This is a genomic window from Staphylococcus parequorum (assembly GCF_039237145.1).
Taxonomy (GTDB): Bacteria; Bacillota; Bacilli; order Staphylococcales; family Staphylococcaceae; genus Staphylococcus; species Staphylococcus equorum_A.
Genome location: NZ_CP150682.1, coordinates 1,089,061 through 1,108,487 on the forward strand (window position 1 = coordinate 1,089,061; position 19,427 = coordinate 1,108,487).

The 19,427-nt window shown below is 33.3% G+C and carries 21 protein-coding genes and 1 pseudogene; 18 read left to right on the forward strand and 4 right to left on the reverse strand.

Going from position 1 to position 19,427, the window contains the following annotated elements:
* Positions 1-42 precede the first annotated feature (42 nt).
* The 7 genes and pseudogenes from AAA453_RS05010 to AAA453_RS05040 all read left to right on the forward strand — a co-directional run bounded on the left by AAA453_RS05010 (position 43) and on the right by AAA453_RS05040 (position 6,856).
* Positions 43-1,203 carry a galactokinase gene (locus AAA453_RS05010; RefSeq protein WP_427706703.1) on the forward strand — a complete coding sequence of 387 codons (1,161 nt, stop codon included), beginning with the start codon at positions 43-45 and terminating at the stop codon, positions 1,201-1,203.
* Between the two features lie 35 nt (positions 1,204-1,238).
* Positions 1,239-2,240 carry a UDP-glucose 4-epimerase GalE gene (gene galE / locus AAA453_RS05015; RefSeq protein ID WP_427706705.1) on the forward strand — a complete coding sequence of 334 codons (1,002 nt, stop codon included), beginning with the start codon at positions 1,239-1,241 and terminating at the stop codon, positions 2,238-2,240.
* 3 nt (positions 2,241-2,243) lie between these two features.
* Positions 2,244-3,733: pseudogene (gene galT, locus AAA453_RS05020) on the forward strand (UDP-glucose--hexose-1-phosphate uridylyltransferase).
* A 116-nt stretch (positions 3,734-3,849) separates the two neighbouring features.
* Positions 3,850-4,635, forward strand: a complete 786-nt coding sequence (modA, locus tag AAA453_RS05025) for a molybdate ABC transporter substrate-binding protein (protein WP_427706707.1) — start codon at positions 3,850-3,852, stop codon at positions 4,633-4,635.
* Between the two features lie 12 nt (positions 4,636-4,647).
* Positions 4,648-5,319, forward strand: a complete 672-nt coding sequence (gene modB, locus AAA453_RS05030) for a molybdate ABC transporter permease subunit (protein WP_427706709.1) — start codon at positions 4,648-4,650, stop codon at positions 5,317-5,319.
* Entirely contained in the window at positions 5,320-5,925 is a 606-nt protein-coding gene (locus AAA453_RS05035; protein ID WP_427706711.1) for an ATP-binding cassette domain-containing protein, read from the forward strand. It abuts the gene before it with no gap.
* A 100-nt stretch (positions 5,926-6,025) separates the two neighbouring features.
* Complete coding sequence (locus tag AAA453_RS05040; protein WP_427706713.1) at positions 6,026-6,856, forward strand: MBL fold metallo-hydrolase; 831 nt, start codon at positions 6,026-6,028, stop codon at positions 6,854-6,856.
* 96 nt (positions 6,857-6,952) lie between these two features.
* Here AAA453_RS05040 and cudC read toward each other — a convergent pair whose 3' ends face one another.
* Entirely contained in the window at positions 6,953-7,507 is a 555-nt protein-coding gene (cudC, locus tag AAA453_RS05045; RefSeq protein ID WP_046465843.1) for a choline uptake/conversion transcriptional regulator CudC, read from the reverse strand.
* A gap of 272 nt (positions 7,508-7,779) precedes the next feature.
* Here cudC and AAA453_RS05050 point away from each other — a divergent pair, with 272 nt between their 5' ends.
* Together AAA453_RS05050 and AAA453_RS05055 are read left to right on the forward strand one after the other, a co-directional pair.
* Positions 7,780-8,784: a ThiF family adenylyltransferase gene (locus AAA453_RS05050; RefSeq protein WP_046465842.1), complete on the forward strand. Its 1,005-nt coding sequence runs from the start codon at positions 7,780-7,782 to the stop codon at positions 8,782-8,784.
* Between the two features lie 12 nt (positions 8,785-8,796).
* Positions 8,797-9,297, forward strand: a complete 501-nt coding sequence (locus tag AAA453_RS05055; RefSeq protein ID WP_046465841.1) for a MogA/MoaB family molybdenum cofactor biosynthesis protein — start codon at positions 8,797-8,799, stop codon at positions 9,295-9,297.
* 190 nt (positions 9,298-9,487) lie between these two features.
* On the opposite strand, the gene moaC is transcribed toward AAA453_RS05055, so the two are convergent.
* On the reverse strand, positions 9,488-9,973 hold the full coding sequence (moaC, locus tag AAA453_RS05060; RefSeq protein WP_046465840.1) for a cyclic pyranopterin monophosphate synthase MoaC: 486 nt from the start codon (positions 9,971-9,973) through the stop codon (positions 9,488-9,490).
* 64 nt (positions 9,974-10,037) lie between these two features.
* Here moaC and AAA453_RS05065 point away from each other — a divergent pair, with 64 nt between their 5' ends.
* The 7 genes from AAA453_RS05065 to AAA453_RS05095 all read left to right on the forward strand — a co-directional run bounded on the left by AAA453_RS05065 (position 10,038) and on the right by AAA453_RS05095 (position 14,913).
* A complete protein-coding gene (locus AAA453_RS05065) occupies positions 10,038-11,297 on the forward strand; it encodes a molybdopterin molybdotransferase MoeA (RefSeq protein ID WP_427706715.1) in 1,260 nt (419 codons plus the stop codon).
* Entirely contained in the window at positions 11,294-11,776 is a 483-nt protein-coding gene (gene mobB / locus AAA453_RS05070; RefSeq protein WP_427706717.1) for a molybdopterin-guanine dinucleotide biosynthesis protein B, read from the forward strand. The genes AAA453_RS05065 and mobB overlap by 4 nt, the downstream gene beginning before the upstream one ends.
* 5 nt (positions 11,777-11,781) lie before the next feature.
* Complete coding sequence (locus tag AAA453_RS05075; protein WP_427706719.1) at positions 11,782-12,234, forward strand: molybdenum cofactor biosynthesis protein MoaE; 453 nt, start codon at positions 11,782-11,784, stop codon at positions 12,232-12,234.
* On the forward strand, positions 12,231-12,464 hold the full coding sequence (gene moaD, locus AAA453_RS05080) for a molybdopterin converting factor subunit 1 (protein WP_046465836.1): 234 nt from the start codon (positions 12,231-12,233) through the stop codon (positions 12,462-12,464). The genes AAA453_RS05075 and moaD overlap by 4 nt, the downstream gene beginning before the upstream one ends.
* A gap of 7 nt (positions 12,465-12,471) precedes the next feature.
* Entirely contained in the window at positions 12,472-13,080 is a 609-nt protein-coding gene (mobA, locus tag AAA453_RS05085; protein WP_427706721.1) for a molybdenum cofactor guanylyltransferase MobA, read from the forward strand.
* A gap of 15 nt (positions 13,081-13,095) precedes the next feature.
* Positions 13,096-14,118, forward strand: coding sequence for a GTP 3',8-cyclase MoaA (moaA, locus tag AAA453_RS05090; RefSeq protein WP_046465834.1), 1,023 nt, complete (start codon positions 13,096-13,098; stop codon positions 14,116-14,118).
* 444 nt (positions 14,119-14,562) lie between these two features.
* The gene (locus tag AAA453_RS05095) at positions 14,563-14,913 is read left to right on the forward strand and encodes a SarA family transcriptional regulator (protein ID WP_427706723.1); all 351 of its coding nucleotides are present in this window, start codon (positions 14,563-14,565) and stop codon (positions 14,911-14,913) included.
* A gap of 78 nt (positions 14,914-14,991) precedes the next feature.
* Here AAA453_RS05095 and AAA453_RS05100 read toward each other — a convergent pair whose 3' ends face one another.
* Together AAA453_RS05100 and AAA453_RS05105 are read right to left on the reverse strand one after the other, a co-directional pair.
* A complete protein-coding gene (locus tag AAA453_RS05100) occupies positions 14,992-16,191 on the reverse strand; it encodes an MFS transporter (RefSeq protein ID WP_427706725.1) in 1,200 nt (399 codons plus the stop codon).
* A gap of 1 nt (position 16,192) precedes the next feature.
* Entirely contained in the window at positions 16,193-16,627 is a 435-nt protein-coding gene (locus tag AAA453_RS05105) for a MarR family winged helix-turn-helix transcriptional regulator (RefSeq protein WP_427706727.1), read from the reverse strand.
* 220 nt (positions 16,628-16,847) lie between these two features.
* Between AAA453_RS05105 and AAA453_RS05110 the strand changes: the two genes are divergently transcribed.
* Positions 16,848-17,609 carry a VOC family protein gene (locus AAA453_RS05110; protein WP_046465830.1) on the forward strand — a complete coding sequence of 254 codons (762 nt, stop codon included), beginning with the start codon at positions 16,848-16,850 and terminating at the stop codon, positions 17,607-17,609.
* A gap of 367 nt (positions 17,610-17,976) precedes the next feature.
* Positions 17,977-19,227 carry a lipid II:glycine glycyltransferase FemX gene (locus AAA453_RS05115; RefSeq protein WP_046465828.1) on the forward strand — a complete coding sequence of 417 codons (1,251 nt, stop codon included), beginning with the start codon at positions 17,977-17,979 and terminating at the stop codon, positions 19,225-19,227.
* The last annotated feature ends 200 nt before the right edge of the window (positions 19,228-19,427 follow it).

The following is a 19,427-nucleotide window of genomic DNA, read 5'->3' on the forward strand; positions in this document are numbered from 1 at the left end:
TCATTATAGATAAAGTGATTTATATAGAAGGAGTGGGTTATTATGTTACAAGCCATGCATGATAAGTTTGAAACTTTGTTTGGCGTTAAGGCTGAAGTCAGTGCTTTTGCTCCGGGACGCATTAATTTAATAGGAGAACATACGGATTACAACGGTGGGTATGTTTTTCCAGCTGCGATTGAGTTGGGTACATATGGACTAGCTACAAAGCGAGATGATAAACTTATTCAACTTTATTCAAATAATTTTGAAGATGTTGGTATGATTACATTTACATTAGATGAATTAGAATTCGAAGCGGCACATGATTGGGCAAATTATCCTAAAGGTGTAGTTAAATATTTAAGCGAACAATTCTCTGACATAGACCATGGTTTCAACATTTTAGTTGAAGGAAATATTCCAAATGGGGCAAGTTTATCATCGTCAGCGTCTATTGAATTATTAACTGGTTGGCTCATTAAGCAGTTGTTTACTTTAGATTTAGAACGATTAGCACTTATAAAAATAGGACAGCGTGTTGAAAATAAATTTATTGGTGTCAATTCAGGCATTATGGATCAATTTATTATTGGTATGGGTAAAGCTGAACAAGCAATATTACTAGATACTGCAACTTTAGAATTTGATTATGTACCTGCTAAATTTGGAGATTATGTCATATCAATTATGAATACAAACAAGCGACGTTCCCTTACAGAAAGTAAATATAATGAACGTAGAGCACAATGTGAGTCGGCATTAGCTTCGTTGCAACAAGCACTTGATATTGCATCACTAGGGGAGCTGTCAGTAGAACAATTTGAACAGCATCAAGATCTTATTGAGGATGAAGTGAAGCGTCGTCGTGCAAGACACGCAGTTTCGGAGAACGAACGCACGAAAAAAGCACATAGAGCTTTAGCAGAAAATAACTTTAATCAATTTGGAAAGTTATTAAATGAATCTCACGCATCATTAAAAGAAGATTATGAAGTTACAGGGATAGAATTAGATACTTTAGCAGAAACAGCTCAGCAAGTTGATGGCGTATTGGGAGCTAGAATGACAGGTGCTGGTTTCGCAGGTTGCGCAATTGCTTTAGTGCATAAAAATAGTGTAAAACAATTGGAAAATGAAGTTTCTAAGCAATATATAGAGCACATAGGTTACGCTCCATCATTTTATCATGTGGGTATAAGTGATGGCGTTAAATCATTATAAGTTATTAATCAATGAATAGAGAAAGGATTTTGTATATGTCTGTTTTAGTTTTAGGTGGCGCTGGTTATATAGGAAGTCATGCGGTAGATCAATTAATTACAAGAGGATACAACGTTATTGTAGTAGATAATCTAGGTACAGGACATAGAGCAGCTGTGCATAGCGAAGCTACATTTTATGAAGGAGATATTCGAGACAAAGTCTTTTTAGATGATGTCTTTAATAATGAAAGCATCGAAGGTGTCTTCCATTTTTGCGCCTATTCTTTAGTTGGTGAATCTGTAGAAAAACCGTTAGCCTATTTCAATAATAATGTGCACGGATTACAAGTGTTATTAGAAGTTATGTATGACCATCAAGTAGAACATATTATTTTTTCTTCGACAGCTGCAGTTTATGGTGAACCAGATTCAGTACCTATTACTGAGGAAGATTCTAAAACACCTACAAGTCCATATGGTGAAAGTAAGTTGATGATGGAGAAAATGATGCACTGGAGTCATGAAGCATATGGCGTTAATTATGCAGCGCTACGTTATTTTAATGTTGCAGGTGCTAAAGAAAATGGTGCCATTGGTGAAGACCACCGTCCTGAGACACACCTTATACCAATTGTATTAGAAGTCGCACTTGGACAAAGAGAGCACTTAACAATATTCGGTGATAATTATGATACAGAAGATGGGTCATGTATTCGCGATTATCTTCATGTCGTTGATTTAATAGATGCGCATATTTTGGCGTATCAACATTTACAAAACGGCGGAGCATCTGGTGCATTTAATTTAGGAAGTAGTCAAGGTTATTCGGTATTTGAAATTCTAGAAGCTGCAAGAACAGTAACAAATGAACCTATTAAAGCAGTGGTAGGTGAAAGAAGAGCAGGCGACCCAAGTAAATTAATCGCATCAAGTGATAAGGCGCAACAAGTGCTTGGCTGGAAACCGCAACACGATAACATTAACGATATTATTAATTCAGCGTGGCAATGGCATCATCAACATCCAAATGGATATCAAGAAAATGTGGAGGGTTAATGCATGTTATTAAATCAACAATTAGTACAACAATTTGTATCACAAGCAATTTCGTATGGTGATTATGAAGAAGAAGATAGCATTTATATTCAAAACCAACTATTGCGTAATTTAAATGCAAAAGGTATTGATGATTCAGCAGTCTCTGAATTAAATAAAGATGCAACGGCAAATGAAATTACACAATATTGGATTCGCCAAGCTATTAGTGAAAATTGTATTGAAGATGCATTATATAGTAAAGAAATTGTTGAAGCTCAAATTTTAGACTTAATTACACCACGCCCATCGGTAATTAACCGCAAGTTTAACGAGGCATATAAACAGTCACCAGAAGCGGCTACAGATTATTTTTATGACATAACTAAACGTAATCACTATGTTAAAGAAGATGCAATTGCGAATAATATTAATTATGATGTTGCTACTGAATACGGAGATATTGAAGTCACGATCAATCTATCAAAACCTGAAAAAGATGCACAGCAAATTGCAAAAGCTAAAGAAGCACCAGCTACCGCTTATCCGAAATGTGCATTATGCATAGAAAATGAAGGCTTTAAAGGATCAGTGCTACAAGCTGCAAGAACAAATCACCGTGTGATTCGCTTGAATTTAAATGGTGAACAGTGGGGCTTTCAATTTTCGCCATATGCCTATTTTGCTGAACATAGTATTGTTTTATCTGAACAACATGTCCCTATGGAAATCAATAAAAATACTTTCATTAACTTGTTAGATTTTATAGATCAATTTCCTCATTATTTCATTGGGTCTAACGCAGATATACCACTTGTGGGGGGATCAATTTTATCGCATAATCATTATCAAACTGGAAGACATGTATTTCCGATGGATAATGCTGCTGAAATAAATCAATTTACTATTGCTAATTATCCATCAGTTCAAGCTAGCACTTTAAATTGGCCAATGAGTGTGATTCGTTTGAAAGGTGACGATAGAGCGCAACTGATTGAAGCGGCTACTTATGTCATGACACAATGGAATCAATATTCGGATGATAGTGTAGATATTAAAGCATTTAGTAGTGATGGTGAACGTCATCATACGATTACGCCAATCGCAAGATATAGACAACAACAATATGAATTAGACATTGTCTTACGAGACAATCAAACTTCAGAACAATTCCCTGACGGCATCTTCCATCCACATAAAGACGTGCAACATATCAAGAAAGAAAATATAGGCCTAATTGAAGTGATGGGGACTGCTATATTACCAGGACGACTAAAACAAGAATTACAACAAGTTAAAGATTATTTACTAGATAAAACTCAAATAGATTTAGGAATACATCAACAATGGGCTGAAGAAATGAAACAATCATATGATATTAATGTAAATAATGTCGATGAAGTTGTAGATAAAGAAGTAGGATTTAAATTTAAACGTGTATTAGAAGATGCGGCGTATTTAAAAATACAGAACAAGGTCATCACGCGTTTAAACGCTTTATTGAACAACTATAAAATAGCACATCAAAATCATCAAAACATACGCTTACAAAAGGCCAAAATACTATCATTTAGGTCTTTTGTTTTTTTATGAATAAGAATATAATTATAAGTGATAGGAGTTGTTTTAGATGAAAATAAAATATTTAATCGTAATGTTTATGACGCTATGTCTAGTATTAACAGGATGTTCAAATGGAAATAGTGAGCGCAAAAATGATAGCAATTCTGAGGAGAATGATAAAAAACAAGAATTACATATCTCAGCAGCAGCGAGTCTGACTGATACAACTAAAGAATTGAAGCGAGCGTTTGAAGCAAATCATAAAGATGCCAATGTTACATTTAACTATGGTGGGTCTGGTTCATTAAGACAACAGATTGAAAAAGGCGCACCTGTAGATGTGTTTATGTCAGCAAACAAGAAAGACGTTGATGCATTACAAGATAAAGATAAAGCACAAAATACATATGAATATGCTAAAAATAAACTCGTACTTATTGGTGCTAAGGACAGTAATTATAAATCAGTGGGAACGCTACAAGAAGGCGATAAATTAGCCATTGGTGAGGTGAACTCGGTGCCAGCGGGTAAATATGCTCAGCAATATTTAAAAGATAATAATTTATATGAACAAGTAAAACCTAATTTAGTATTTGCTAAAGACGTGCGACAAGTACTAAACTATGTTGAAAAAGGTAATGCACAATTAGGGTATGTGTATAAAACTGACTTATATCAAAGTCAGCAAAATGGCGAGAGTCATGTTAAAGAAATCAATACAGTTGATTTGAAGCAACCCATTGTTTATAAAGCAGCGACAACATCTGATAAGCAATTAGCTAAAGCATGGATCGACTTTCTTAAGACAGACGAAGCTAAAGAAATATTAGAAAAATATCAATTTGAAGCATAGGAGGTTTTAGCAATGATAGATGTTACACCATTTTGGATATCACTCAAAGTAGCTGTTATTAGTACAATCATCGTTACTTTTATTGGTATCGTTATTTCGAGATGGTTGTATAAACGACATGGTTTTATTGCTAGAATCTTAGAAAGTATAATTATTTTACCTATTGTGTTACCACCAACAGTTATGGGATTTATTTTATTAATTGTGTTTTCACCTAGAAGTTTTATTGGTGCATTTTTTACGGATGTATTGCATTTACCAGTAGTTTTTACACTGACTGGAGCAGTTATTGCATCTGTGATTGTGAGTTTTCCATTGATGTATCAGCATACTGTCCAAGGCTTTCGTAGTATAGATAATAAAATGCTCAATACTGCCCGAACGATGGGTGCAAGTGAAAACAAGATATTTTTTAAATTAATTTTACCGTTGTCAAAGCGTCCAATATTATCAGGCATTATGATGAGCTTTGCCCGAGCGATAGGAGAATTTGGTGCGACACTGATGGTTGCTGGTTACATACCTAATAAAACCAATACGTTACCTTTAGAAATATACTTTTTGGTAGAACAAGGTAAAGAAAATCAAGCATGGTTGTGGGTGATCGTCCTTGTTGCATTTGCTATTACAGTAATTGGCACAATCAATGTGTTGAATAAAGACCGTTATCGGGAGGTAGATTAGTTGTTGGCATTACATTTAGAGCATGCGCTCAAAAACACACAATTACATATGAGTCTCCAAGATACTAAACCTAAAATTTATGCAGTTAAAGGCCCATCAGGCATTGGTAAAACAACAATTTTAAATATTATAGCAGGATTGAAAAGTGCAGATAAGGCACATATAGAAGTAAATGAACATATTTTAACTGATACGCATAACAATATAGATGTGAAAATTCAACAGCGTAATATTGGCTACTTATTCCAAGATTATCAATTGTTTCCTAATATGGATGTGTATCAGAATATAACTTTTATGGCGCAACCTTCCGAACATATAGAGACTTTAATGCATCAATTAAACATTACGCATTTAAAATCACAGTTTCCAATGAGACTATCTGGAGGAGAATCCCAACGTGTGGCATTAGCAAGAACGTTAAGCACTAGACCAGACCTCATATTATTAGATGAACCATTTTCAAGCTTGGATGATACAACTAAAGATGAAAGTATTCAATTAGTAAAGCGCATATTTGAAGAGTGGCAAATACCAATTATTTTTGTAACACATTCTAATTACGAAGCAGAGGCACTGGCTCATGAAGTGATTAATATTGATTGAGATCGCACACAAAAATAAATATAAATGACAAATTGAATAAGTGGCTGTTATTTTCTATATCGGAATCTAACGGTCATTTTTTAAATAAGGGGGTAAGATAATGAATATCGAGTTTTTAGGAACAGCAGGGGGTATTCCTACGCTTTATAATTCAGTATCTCAACATAAAGAATCGAGTTTGCGAACCGGCCCTGGAATATATATTCATGATATCCAATTACTAATAGATACTTCTGAGGATATATTCACTCAACTACGACGTGCTCAAATTTCTGAAATAAAACATGCTTTATACTCACATTGGCATCCTGATCATACGATGGGATTGAGGATTTGGGAGACATTAAATTATGATTTTAAAAATAAAAAACCAAATTCTAGAAAGACAAAGATATATATAACTCAGCAAGAAGTAGCAGATTTCAAAACTTATTTAGGTCATTGGAATCATTTGAATTATTTAACTCAAATTGGCGTGATAGAGTTAGAAGTGGTAGAGAATGATGCTCTATTAACAATAGATGATATTAAAATAGAATGGATTCAACTTCCTGAAAGTATTGCTTTTGGTTTTTATATCAATGCCATAGAACAGAGCATATTGATTATACCTGATGAAATGAAAGGTTTCGTACCTTCACAAAAATTCCAAAACATAGATGTTGCTATATTACCTTTTGGAAGTAATGAAGTTAATCCAATTACTGGTGAGCGTTTACTAGAAAACGGGGTACTAAAGGAATCAAATGAATTAAGTTTTGATGAAAGTGTTAAAATTGCTAGAGAAATAAATGCGACACACACTTATTTTACACATATAGAATCCACGGAAGGCCTCACTATGGATGATACTAAAGTGCTAGAACAACGACTATTACATAGTGGATTATCATGCACCATTGCTTACGACGGATTAAAAATCCAAACATAAAAAATTCAGCTTGAAACATTTAGGATTATCATGCATTCTATAGATACAAAAACGCCTCCTATCATGAAATAGGGAGGCGTTTTGTGTTGCTATCGATTATGATTTATTTTCCGGAATTGGAAAATAATCAAATATTTCTCCTGAATTGAGCGCATCAGTTAGAGTAGATAACCAAGCATAATAGAGTTTAGAATGTTCTATTTGCTCAAAAATTTCTTGTGCTTCTTCAATGATTTCAGGTGTAGCAGTTTCTGAATGAATAATGGGATTCAATAAAGATTCAGCTTTATATATTGCTTCTGAATTCAATTTGATTTCACGTTTCCATTTTTGTGAAAAGAAGTTTCCAAAAAACGTAAAAAAGTCTTTTTCAGCAGTAAAGTGTTGTTTTCTACTTCCTCGAACAAACTCTTGTTTTACGCCATCAAATTCTTGCAGTCTTTTAACACCTGCACTCATACTGGGCTTACTCATTTGTAATTCATAACGCATTTCATCTAGTGTCATACTACTTTGTTCAAAAACCATCGTGCCATATAGATTACCTACACTACGATTGACTCCATAAAGATCCATCGTTTCTCCAATTGAATTGATGACGATATCTTTTGCTTGCTCCAATAGTTGTTCATAGTCTTTTGAACGTGCCATTGATTCACCTCCATGTAATAGTTAACTTATTGTAACACGAACATATATTTAAAGGATATGCTTTATAAGTAACGTGCGCCATGATTTAGAGCGTATTAAGTGTATTAATAAAATCTTTAACCATTTCTAGTTATATCGAGCATTGTGAGTGCTCAAAATCAAAAAACTACATAGGGAATTCACTACTTTTTGTAATATTGATGGCAAACCGTTGTTACTATCGCATGCAAGATTTATAATGGATACAATGATGTATAGAGAGGGTTATTGTAGTGACAAAAGACCGCTATTCAAGACAAACGTTATTTAAACATATAGGTCCTGAAGGACAAGATAAAATCATGAATTCACACGTGCTCATTGTAGGCATGGGGGCACTTGGCACACACCTTGCTGAAAGTTTAGTTAGAGCAGGGGTTGGTACACTAACTATTGTAGACAGAGATTATATTGAATATAGTAATCTTCAAAGACAAACGTTGTTTAATGAAGCCGATGCGCTAGAAGGATTGCCCAAAGTTGTTGCTGCTAAAGAAAAATTATTAGATATTCGACAAGATTTGAAGATTCATAGTTATATTGCACATGTAAATCGTCAGTTTTTAGAGGATAATGCTGGTTCAGCTCAACTGATATTAGATGCAACAGATAACTTTGAAACGAGACAGTTGATTAATGATTTTGCTTTTCAAAAAGGCATACCGTGGATTTATGGCGGTGTAGTCCAAAGTACTTATGTAGAAACTGCTTTTATTCCAGGACACACACCATGTTTTAATTGCTTAGTGCCACAGTTACCAGCTATAAATATGACATGTGATACGGTAGGTGTAATTCAACCTGCAGTGACGATGACAACAAGTTTACAGATGAGGGATGCGCTGAAAATTTTAACAGAACAACACGTGCCGACTAAAGTAACGTATGGAGACTTATGGGAAGGGACGCACTTTACATTTGGGTTTAGTAAACTACAACGGAGCGATTGCAAAACTTGTGGCTGCAACCCTACATATCCACATTTAAATGAAACGAAACGACAGTTTGCTAGTTTGTGTGGTAGGGACACAGTGCAATACGAAAACCCTAATATTTCCCAGGAAATGCTAGAATCATTTTTAACTCAGCAAAATATTGCATACCGACGTAATCCTTATATGATTCACTTTGAATATAATGGTTATCGCATTGTTAGCTTTAAAGGCGGGAGATTACTGATTCATGGTATGACAAACCCTCAACAAGCGATTACTTTAATAAACCGATTATTCGGCTAAAGGGGTGTAAAAATGCATACAAATGTTAAGTTAGATCAAGATATAAGATGTGCAGTATTGACAGTTTCTGATACAAGAGATTATAAGACTGACAAGGGCGGTAAATTAGTAATAGAACTGTTATCGGAATTGAATGTTTCAATTGATAAGGCGCATTATAAAATAGTGAAAGATGAACAAGAAGCGATTCAAATGCAAGTTGAGCAATGGTTAAGTGAAGACATCGATGTGATTGTTACTACAGGAGGCACTGGTATTGCACAAAGAGATGTAACTATAGAAGCAGTATCCTCATTTTTCACTAAAGAAATTGAAGGATTTGGAGAGTTGTTTAGATATCTCAGTTATGCTGAGGATGTAGGTACGAGAGCATTATTGTCTCGAGCAATCGCGGGGACAGTAGGTGACAAGTTAATTTTTAGTATCCCAGGATCTACTGGAGCTGTTAAATTAGCATTGGAGAAGTTAATAAAACCAGAATTAAATCATTTAGTTAAAGAAATAACTAAATAAAAGAGGGTGACAAGAATCAAAATATGAAATTTGAAGTCTGTCCCCCTCACAAGGTTTACTAGAAAAAGGAATACAAGAGCTTGAAACAAGTACATTTAAATGTCAGACAGCTACTACAAATATAATAGTTGATGCTGAGATATGTAGTTATGCCCTAGAGACTTTATTCGAGTTGAACGCAAATATTAAATTATGCTTTACGTTGAAAATCACCAGATTTACCACCAGATTTAGAGAGTAAATAAGTTTCGCCAATGACCATACCTTTGTCTAAAGCTTTTGTCATGTCATATACAGTAAGTGCTACAGCAGTTGCAGCAGTTAATGCTTCCATTTCGACACCTGTTTTTCCAGTAGTAGACACGGTTGCTTGGATATTCAAAGTGAAAGATTGCGCATGCTTCTGCCACTGAAATTCAACATCAATACCTGTTAATGGTAAAGGATGACACATTGGAATAATATCAGCAGTGTTTTTAGCAGCCATAATACCTGCAATTTGTGCAGTGTTAAGCACATTTCCTTTTTTATTTGTATGATCAACAATTTGTTGATAGATTTCTGGGTTTACGGTAATGCTTGAATGTGCAATTGCAGTACGTTTCGTAATGTTTTTTTCAGAAACATCTACCATTTTAGCATTGCCCTGTTCATTAATATGTGTAAATTCAGACAAACATATCCCTCCTAATCGTTTTCTAGTATATCACGAAATTAATTAATATAAGGAGTAGATTTAGATGCCAGTTGAGAAAAGAAATCCAATTCCAGTCGGTGAAGCCATTGAACGTGTTGTGAGTCAAAATATTTATATGGATGAGACTACAGTGCCTCTAGATGCCAGCTTAAACCATATATTGGCTGAAGATATTGTTGCTACATACGAAATTCCACGTTTCAACAAATCACCTTATGATGGTTTTGCCATTAGAAGTAAAGATACAACGAATGCAAGTGGTGCGCACCGTCTCACTTTCAATGTGATTGACCATATTGGCGCCGGTACTGTTTCAGATAAAAAAGTTGGTGCGTTTGAAGCAGTTCGAATTATGACAGGTGCAGCGATGCCTGAAGGTGCAGACGCAGTTGTCATGTTAGAACAAACAGTAGAACAAGGACAAAGTTTCACATTACGTAAAGCATTTAAACCTAATGAGAACGTCTCTTTAAAAGGTGAAGAAACTCAAATAGGTGATGTTATTTTACAAAAAGGACAACAAATTAATCCTGGTGCCATTGCAGTATTAGCTACATATGGCTATGCACAAGTTCCTGTTTTTAAAAAACCAAGCGTAGCCGTAATTGCTACCGGCAGTGAGCTATTAGATGTAAGTGATGATTTAGAACCTGGAAAAATTAGGAATTCTAATGGACCAATGATTACTGCATTGGCTAATAAATTAGACTTACAAGTAGAGCGTTATCAAATACAACAAGATGATTTAAAAAGTAGTATCCAAGTGGTTACTGAAGCAATGCAACAACATGATATCGTCATTACTACAGGTGGTGTATCAGTGGGGGATTTTGACTATTTACCACAAATATACGAAGCATTAAATGCTGAAGTCCTTTTTAATAAAATTGCTATGCGTCCAGGAAGTGTGACGACAGTGGCAGTAGCAGAAGGTAAGTATCTATTTGGTTTATCTGGAAATCCATCAGCATGCTTTACCGGCTTTGAATTATACGTTAAGCCAGCAGTTCAACATATGATGCATGCAAATGCACTCTATCCTCAAGTCGTGCAAGCTACATTGATGGAAGATTTTACAAAAGCAAACCCATTTACGAGATTTATTCGCGCTACGGCCACTTTTAACGGGAAAGAAATGACAGCAGTTCCTTCAGGATTTAACAAATCAGGTGCAGTTGTTGCAATTGCACATAGTAATGCAATGATTATGTTACCAGGTGGAACAAGAGGATATAAAAAAGGTTATACGGTAAATGTAATATTAACTGAATCACAAGCTTATGAAACGGAATGCTTTATATGATTTTACAAATTGTTGGATTGAAAAACTCTGGGAAAACGACATTAATGGCACATACAATTCAGGTGTTAAAAGAACATCATCTCACAGTAGCAACGGTGAAACATCATGGACATCATAACTCTGAAGATTATCATGATATCACATTGCAAAATAATCATGTTGACCATATGAAACACTTTTATGCAGGTGCAGATCAAAGTATTGTTCAGGGTAATGCTTACCAACAAAGTGTCACCAGAACACAAAACAAAACGCTTGATGAAATCATAGATGAATCTGTTACAATAGACAGTAACGTAATATTAGTAGAGGGTTTTAAAGAAGCAAGTTACGATAAAGTGTTAGTCTACCGTGATGAAAATGACCGTAATGCACTAAATCATTTAACACATATTAAGTATGCCATTAATATATCAAAACCAGAGGCTTTACGTCAGTATGACCAATGGTTATTATCTTTTTTAATATCAAAGGAATGAATTAAATGAAGCAATTTGAAGTGACAAGCGAGCCAATACAGACAGAGCAATATAGATCTTATGTACTGAACGAACATCAAGGTGCAGTTGTTGTTTTTACAGGTCATGTAAGGGAATGGACAAAAGGAATTAAAACAGAGCATTTAGAGTATGAAGCCTATATACCTATGGCAGAAAAAAAGTTAGCTCAAATTGGCGATGAAATTTCACAGCAATGGCCAGGTACACAAACAGCAATCGTGCATAGAATAGGCCCGTTAGCTATTTCAGATATTGCAGTACTCATCAGTGTTTCTTCACCACATCGAAAAGATGCTTATAGAGCAAATGAATATGCAATTGAGCGTATCAAAGAAATCGTACCTATTTGGAAAAAGGAAATATGGGAAGATGGTGCACAATGGCAAGGACATCAACATGGAAGTTATGAGGATGCGATTGAAGGAGGACAATCATGAGAGTGCTTTATTTTGCAGAGATAAAAGAAATATTAGCAAAACAATCAGAAGACATCGATTTAAGTTATGATATTACTGTAGATGAATTTATTACAGATTTATTTAAACGTTATCCTAGTATTAGCGATAAAAAATTTCAAATAGCGGTAAATGAAGAATTTGTGAAAAATGATGACATTGTCCAACCTAATGACACTGTCGCATTGATTCCACCAGTTAGCGGAGGGTAAAGAAGAGATGAAAGCAATTATACTTGCCGGAGGACAGTCAGAGAGATTCGGTAAACCTAAGGCTTTTGCACAAATTGAATCGCAAGCATTTTATGAGCGAATTATAGATGTGTTAGAAGCAACGAACATGTTTAATCAAATTATTATAAGTACCAATGAAAATCTTGCGACACAATTTGATTACCCTAATATAATTATAGATGAACACCAGAATAAAGATAAAGGGCCTTTGGCAGGTATTAGATCAGTCATGAGCCAATACCTAGAGGAAGAACTATTCTTTGTTATTTCCGTTGACACACCTATGATTACTCAAAAAGCGATAAGTAAATTATACCAATTTATGGTGGAACACCTTATTGAAGACCAGTTAGATATTGCAGGTTTTCAAGAAGCGGGTAGACCGATACCTACACTTGCTTTTTACAGTCCACATACTTTAACTTACATTGATAAGGCACTGGATTCAGATGATTATAGTTTAAAGAATGTTTATACTAAAGTTGCGAGCGACTGGTTAGATGTTAACACAATTGAATCACCTGAATATTGGTATAAAAATATTAATTTCCAGCATGATTTGGACGCTTTACAACATGAAATTATAAATAGATAAAGGGGGGCTAACGATATGGTAGAACAAATCACTGATAAACTCGGGCGTCCGATACGTGACTTAAGATTGTCAGTTACAGATCGATGCAACTTTCGTTGTGATTATTGCATGCCTAAAGAAATATTTGGCGATGATTTTGTTTTCTTACCTAAAGACGAGCTTCTTACATTTGATGAAATGGTACGTATTTCGAAAGTATACACACAATTAGGCGTGAAAAAAATACGTATTACAGGCGGTGAACCGTTACTCAGACGTGATTTATATAAATTAATTTATGAATTAAATCAGATTGATGGTGTAGAAGATATTGGTCTAACGACAAATGGCTTATTATTAAAAAAACACGGTCAAAAATTATACGATGCAGGTTTAAGACGTATTAATGTGAGTTTAGATGCAATCGAAGACAAAGTGTTTCAAGCGATTAATAATAGAAATATAAAAGCTTCTACAATATTGCAACAGATTGATTATGCAATTTCCATAGGATTCCACGTGAAAGTAAATGTGGTTATACAAAAAGGTGTAAATGACAATCAAATTTTACCTATGATTCAATATTTCAAAGAGAAAGATATTGAGATTAGATTTATAGAATTTATGGATGTTGGAAACGATAATGGATGGGATTTTAGTAAAGTGGTAACAAAAGATGAAATGCTAAATATGATAGAAAATGAATTTGATATTGAATCTGTTGAGCCAAAATATTTTGGTGAAGTTGCTAAATATTATCGACATAAAGATAATGGCGCACAGTTTGGCCTTATCACTAGTGTATCTCAATCTTTCTGCTCTACATGTACACGTGGGAGATTGTCATCAGACGGTAAGTTTTATAGTTGTTTATTTAGTACAGTAGATGGTTTTAATGTGAAATCATTTATGCGTGCTGGAGCAACGGATGAGGAGCTATTTGAACAGTTCAAAGTACTGTGGAATGTTAGAGATGATAGATATTCAGATGAACGTACAGAACAAACCGTAGCAAATAGAAAACGCAAAAAAATTAATATGAACTATATTGGTGGTTAGTATCATTAAGTAATTGTAAATCTTACAATTAGGTTCGATATAGTTTTGACACTGATATAACATTTAATACCACGAAACGCTGAGGCAGCTTAATTAAATATGCTTTCAGCGTTTTTTGTATTAAATCACAAGGTAAATAAAAATCACTCTATTTATTTAACAAAAAAGCAGTTAATATTAACAATTTTGAATTTTAAAATAAAGCATTTTTTAAGATAATCTATTAATAAAAAATGTTTATATTTACTTTAGGGATTTAAGTAAAACAAAAAAATGCTTGGTATGTATAAGAAACGATATAAATGAAAGACAATAGTAAAAAAAATTTATCTATTACTTTTAAAATAATAGATTTAATGAAGAAAATGTTATATAATATTTTCGAAGCTTATTCATTATAAAGCCATTAAAACAACAAGAAAAGACGATGAGGAGGCCATTATTATGGAAACTAAAGTATCTTATTTTATAACTTCTGAAAGAGCATTGAGTCAATTAAAGCATTGGTTGAAAACAGTTCATCATTTATCAATTGAAGAATTTGTTGTGTTGTATAAGGTTTATGAATCTAAAAAAATCAGCGGAAAGGAATTGAGAGATACACTTCATTTCGAAATGTTATGGGATACGAGCAAGATTGATGTGATTATACGAAAAATTTATAAAAAAGAACTTATGTCTAAAGTTCGTTCTGAAACAGACGAAAGACAAGTTTATTATTATTTCAATGATGTTCAAACTAAAATTTTTGATGACATTATTCAAGAAATAGAAAATATTAAAGTAGCACAATAATAAAACATACATAAAAAAGAGAGCGGGACTACGAAATCAACATTTGATTCCTTCCCGTTCTCTTTTTATTGTAATGAGTTAAGTTGTTTTAACTTTTCTGCCATGTAAAAAGAAATAAATTATAGCTGCTATGAGTACGATGACGGCCATAATAGCATATAATTGTGCATAAGATACGGAGGATGTCATGAATCCTAAAACATATGGTCCAAATCCAACGCCTAAGTCTAGTCCGATAAAATAGGTTGAAGTTGCTATACCATATTTAGCAGGTGGTGATACTTTAATGGCAATAGCTTGCATACAGGATGAAATATTTCCATAACCTGCACCTAAGAACAAGCCGGCAAGAATGAGTAACCAACCATTATTTGTAATACTTAAAGTAACGAATGTAAGGATTAAGAATACAAAGGCAGGATATGCAATGACATTCTCATTTTTTTGATCCATAAGTCGACCTGCAATTGGTCGAGTAATCAGTGATGCAATGGCATAGAATATAAAGAAGTAACTAGAAATCGTTACTAAATTTATCTCTTGAGCAAAGAATTGCAAGAATGTAAGTATTGAAGAATAAGTTAAACCTGAAATCAACATAATTATTGCAACCGGAATAGCTTCTTTTGCAATGTAATTATTGATGTTGAATTTTTTACTCGTTGTTTTTTGAGTAGTTGTATCAGTCGTATCGAGTTTAAATTGTAAGTTTACAAAGAAAGAAATTAATAAGCTTACTACACCACAAATGAGACAAATTAAGAATAATATCTTAATTGGAAAAGCATTAATTAAAAGTAATCCAAGGAAAGGACCAATAGCTGCACCCATGACAAGACTTAAAGAAAATAAACTAATGCCTTCACTTTTTCTATCATTAGGTGTGACATAAGCGGCGATGGTACCTGTTGCCGTTGTAGTAATTCCTGTAGCGATACCGTTGATTAATCTAGTAAACATGAGTAATGCTAAAGAACCTTCTATAAAATATAATAATTGGGTAATGAGTAAAAATACTAATCCAATTAATAATATACGTTTAGGACCAACTTTATTTACATATTTACCAGTTACAAAACGTCCGATTAAAGAACCTATGATAAAGAGCCCTGTTACTAAGCCAGCGGTGCTATCTGAAACATTATATTCAGATTTAGTATAGCTGGCGATAATTACTATAAGTAAGTACATACATAAGTATATTAAAAAATTGGTTATAAAGTTTATATTAAAACTTTTTGTCCATATGGGTGATTTTGTTGTTATAGCTTGGTTCATATTACGCTTCCTCCATTTTTGTTATAGCTTCATGTATTGATTGAATGGTCTTAATTGCCTGTTTAAGATCGTCTTCAGATAATCCTGTTTCATTAATAAGCTGATCTTGCACCTTATCAACTCGAGCACTCATATTGTCATATAATAGCTGCCCTTCTTTTGAGAGCGTTAATAACTTCTCCCTTTTATCAATACCAGGTTCAATTGAAAGCAATGATTTTTCAGAAAGTACTTTTAAAATCTTACGTGTTGTCGGTTTCTCAATGGCACGGCGCTTTGATATTTGTACCAAAGTAGTAGGCGCATTGTAAGCTATATCTTTAAATACCAACCATTGAGCAGGATATAGATCAAACGCTTCAAATATAGGTTGAAACAATTTGGTGTATGGTCTATAAATGCCAATAAGGTTATTAAAAACAAGATTGTTTTCCATAATGACCTCCTAATATAGTTAGCTTTGCTAACTTAATTTATAGCATACTTATTCTATTCTTTTTTAATAAAAAAATCAATAGTAGGCGATGTAAAAACATTAAAAATTAAAGAAAAAGTTTATGGAGATAAGAAATTTATTCCGTAGCGTTAGTTAAGACAAGTAAAGTGGTATACAATTTGTTAAGATATAGTCAAAGCTAAAATAAGGGAGATACCTAATGCAGTATTTAAAATTAGACCATATGATTCATTATATTCATCAATTAGATAACTTTAAATATCCGGGACATTTGTTTAAATTACATCAAGGTGGCAATCATGAAAGATTGGGAACTTATAACAGATTAGCCTATTTAAATAATGCATATATAGAGTTATTAGATGTGTATAAACCTGACGTATTATTAAAAATGATAAAAACAGATGAAGGACGTGTATCGTTTCCTTCAAAAATAGTGCAAGATAATTATAGTCAAGGTATAAAGACGCTGGCATTTCGTACGCAAGATATTCATCAATTGAAAAAAGATTTGGAAACGAGAAATATAGAGGTCATCGGCCCTATAGATATGCATAGGGAAAATGTGAAAGGTGATAAAACATCTTGGAAATTGCTTTATATTGCAGATCCAGATTATAGAGTAAAACCACCATTTTTTATCCAGTGGAATGAAGCTGAAGAAGTGAGAAATGCAAAATTAGAACCGTTGCAACAAAAAGAATTTACGATTAAAACAATTAATTTACACAGCACAGAACGAGAGCATACTGTAAAAAAATGGGAATATTGGTTTGATATGGAAAAAATAAGTGAAACTAAAACGTATACTGCATTAAAATTAAAAAATGATGATGTCGTTTACCACATTTATGATGGTGAACACTCAGGGTATAAATCAGTCACATTACGAGACGATAAAACTTCATCATCTTATACTTTAATTATTCGAGGAACAAGTTACCAATTTGAGGCAGATTAATAAATATAAATATACGCGCTATGTGCAATAATGAAAATGTGTATCAATGAAATAATAAGTGTTAAAATAGTTAAATACGTGGCGACTTTATGTGTGCGCAATAATAATAAGTATACGCATATAACAAAAGACAACGCCGCTAAAATAACTCTTAAGCTTAAGTATGATATTGACAGTGGTTCGATAAAAGCTTGAACTACAAAGATTAAATTAATAATCAGTAATAATCCAATAATAAAAATACGCATGAAAACACCTCGCTTTTTCTTTTAATATAGTATAGCAAATGAACTGTTTATATGTGAAATTATGAGCGAAGCAATGTATAATATCAAAGTATTGAATTGGTAAAGGAGACATTAGTTGTATGGAAAAGATGAATATCACAAATCAAGCACATGATGCGTTTGTTAAATCGCACCCACAAGGTGATTTATTACAATTAACAAAATGGGCAGAAACAAAAACACTAACTGGATGGTATTCAAAACGTATCGCAGTTGGAGAAGAGGGCGAAGTAAAAGGCGTTGCTCAACTGTTATTCAAAAAGGTACCTAAGTTACCATATACGTTATGCTATATCTCTAGAGGTTTTGTTACAGATTACAGTAATAAACTCGCATTAGAAACGCTTTTAGAGTACGCAATGCAAATTGCAAAAGAAGAAAAAGCCTATGCTATTAAAATTGATCCAGATGTTGAAGTAGATAAAGGTGCTGACGCATTAACAAACCTAAGATCACTAGGATTTAAGCACAAAGGATTTAAAGAAGGTTTATCTAAAGATTATATACAACCAAGAATGACAATGATTACACCAATTGAAAAGTCAGATGAAGAACTTATACAAAGTTTTGAAAGACGTAATCGTTCAAAAGTCAGATTAGCTTTAAAACGTGGTACGACTGTTGAGCGTTCTAATAGAGAAGGTTTAAAAACATTTGCCAACTTAATGCAAATTACAGGTGAACGTGATGGCTTTTTAACGCGTGATATTAGTTATTTCCAAAATATCTACGATGCTATGAATCCAGATGGCGATGCAGAATTATTCTTAGTTAAATTAGAGCCTAAGCCAGTACTCAAAGATTTAAGAGAAGACTTATTACAACTTGAGCAAGAAAAAGTTAAATTAGCTGAAAAAAAACAAGATAAAAAAACACTAAATAAAATCAACGATGTAAATAATAAAATCGTTAAAACCCAAGAATTAATTGAAGATATGGAAAAATTAGAACTATCTCACCCTGAAGGTATGTATCTGTCAGGCGCGTTGTTAATGTTCGCAGGTAACAAATCATACTACCTATATGGTGCTTCTTCAAATGAATATCGTGATTTTCTACCAAACCACCATATGCAGTTTGCTATGATGCAATATGCTAGGGAACATGGTGCGACAACTTATGATTTTGGTGGTACTGATAATGATCCTGATAAAGACTCTGATCACTATGGCTTGTGGACATTCAAAAAAGTTTGGGGCACATATTTAAGTGAAAAAATAGGTGAGTTTGACTATGTATTAAACAAACCACTTTATCAAATAATTGAAAATGTAAAACCAAAGCTTACTAAAGCGAAAATTAAAATATCTCGTAAATTAAAACGTAAGTAAAAGCTAGTAAATTAATTAAACGTAAAAATACACAATATAAAGTTTTGAATTAAAATTTATAAAACTTTATGCTGTGTATTTTTTTATTGTTGAATAGATTTAAAAATTCAAAATATTTTATAAAATTATTAGCATGTATGATATTGTAAATTAGAGACTTATGGTAAATTGGATATAGCGAAATGAAAGTACGAGAGGAG

Bases quoted from the DNA above. Each gene is read 5' to 3' on its own strand.
- modB (WP_427706709.1), top strand. From the start codon at position 4,648: ATGATAGATGTTACACCATTTTGGATATCACTCAAAGTAGCTGTTATT.
- AAA453_RS05040 (WP_427706713.1), top strand. From the start codon at position 6,026: ATGAATATCGAGTTTTTAGGAACAGCAGGGGGTATTCCTACGCTTTAT.
- mobB (WP_427706717.1), top strand. From the start codon at position 11,294: ATGATTTTACAAATTGTTGGATTGAAAAACTCTGGGAAAACGACATTA.
- AAA453_RS05075 (WP_427706719.1), top strand. From the start codon at position 11,782: ATGAAGCAATTTGAAGTGACAAGCGAGCCAATACAGACAGAGCAATAT.
- AAA453_RS05055 (WP_046465841.1), top strand. From the start codon at position 8,797: ATGCATACAAATGTTAAGTTAGATCAAGATATAAGATGTGCAGTATTG.
- AAA453_RS05110 (WP_046465830.1), top strand. From the start codon at position 16,848: ATGCAGTATTTAAAATTAGACCATATGATTCATTATATTCATCAATTA.
- modA (WP_427706707.1), top strand. From the start codon at position 3,850: ATGAAAATAAAATATTTAATCGTAATGTTTATGACGCTATGTCTAGTA.
- AAA453_RS05065 (WP_427706715.1), top strand. From the start codon at position 10,038: ATGCCAGTTGAGAAAAGAAATCCAATTCCAGTCGGTGAAGCCATTGAA.
- moaA (WP_046465834.1), top strand. From the start codon at position 13,096: ATGGTAGAACAAATCACTGATAAACTCGGGCGTCCGATACGTGACTTA.
- moaD (WP_046465836.1), top strand. From the start codon at position 12,231: ATGAGAGTGCTTTATTTTGCAGAGATAAAAGAAATATTAGCAAAACAA.
- AAA453_RS05010 (WP_427706703.1), top strand. From the start codon at position 43: ATGTTACAAGCCATGCATGATAAGTTTGAAACTTTGTTTGGCGTTAAG.
- AAA453_RS05095 (WP_427706723.1), top strand. From the start codon at position 14,563: ATGGAAACTAAAGTATCTTATTTTATAACTTCTGAAAGAGCATTGAGT.
- galE (WP_427706705.1), top strand. From the start codon at position 1,239: ATGTCTGTTTTAGTTTTAGGTGGCGCTGGTTATATAGGAAGTCATGCG.
- cudC (WP_046465843.1), bottom strand. From the start codon at position 7,507: ATGGCACGTTCAAAAGACTATGAACAACTATTGGAGCAAGCAAAAGAT.
- AAA453_RS05100 (WP_427706725.1), bottom strand. From the start codon at position 16,191: ATGAACCAAGCTATAACAACAAAATCACCCATATGGACAAAAAGTTTT.
- mobA (WP_427706721.1), top strand. From the start codon at position 12,472: ATGAAAGCAATTATACTTGCCGGAGGACAGTCAGAGAGATTCGGTAAA.
- AAA453_RS05105 (WP_427706727.1), bottom strand. From the start codon at position 16,627: ATGGAAAACAATCTTGTTTTTAATAACCTTATTGGCATTTATAGACCA.
- AAA453_RS05115 (WP_046465828.1), top strand. From the start codon at position 17,977: ATGGAAAAGATGAATATCACAAATCAAGCACATGATGCGTTTGTTAAA.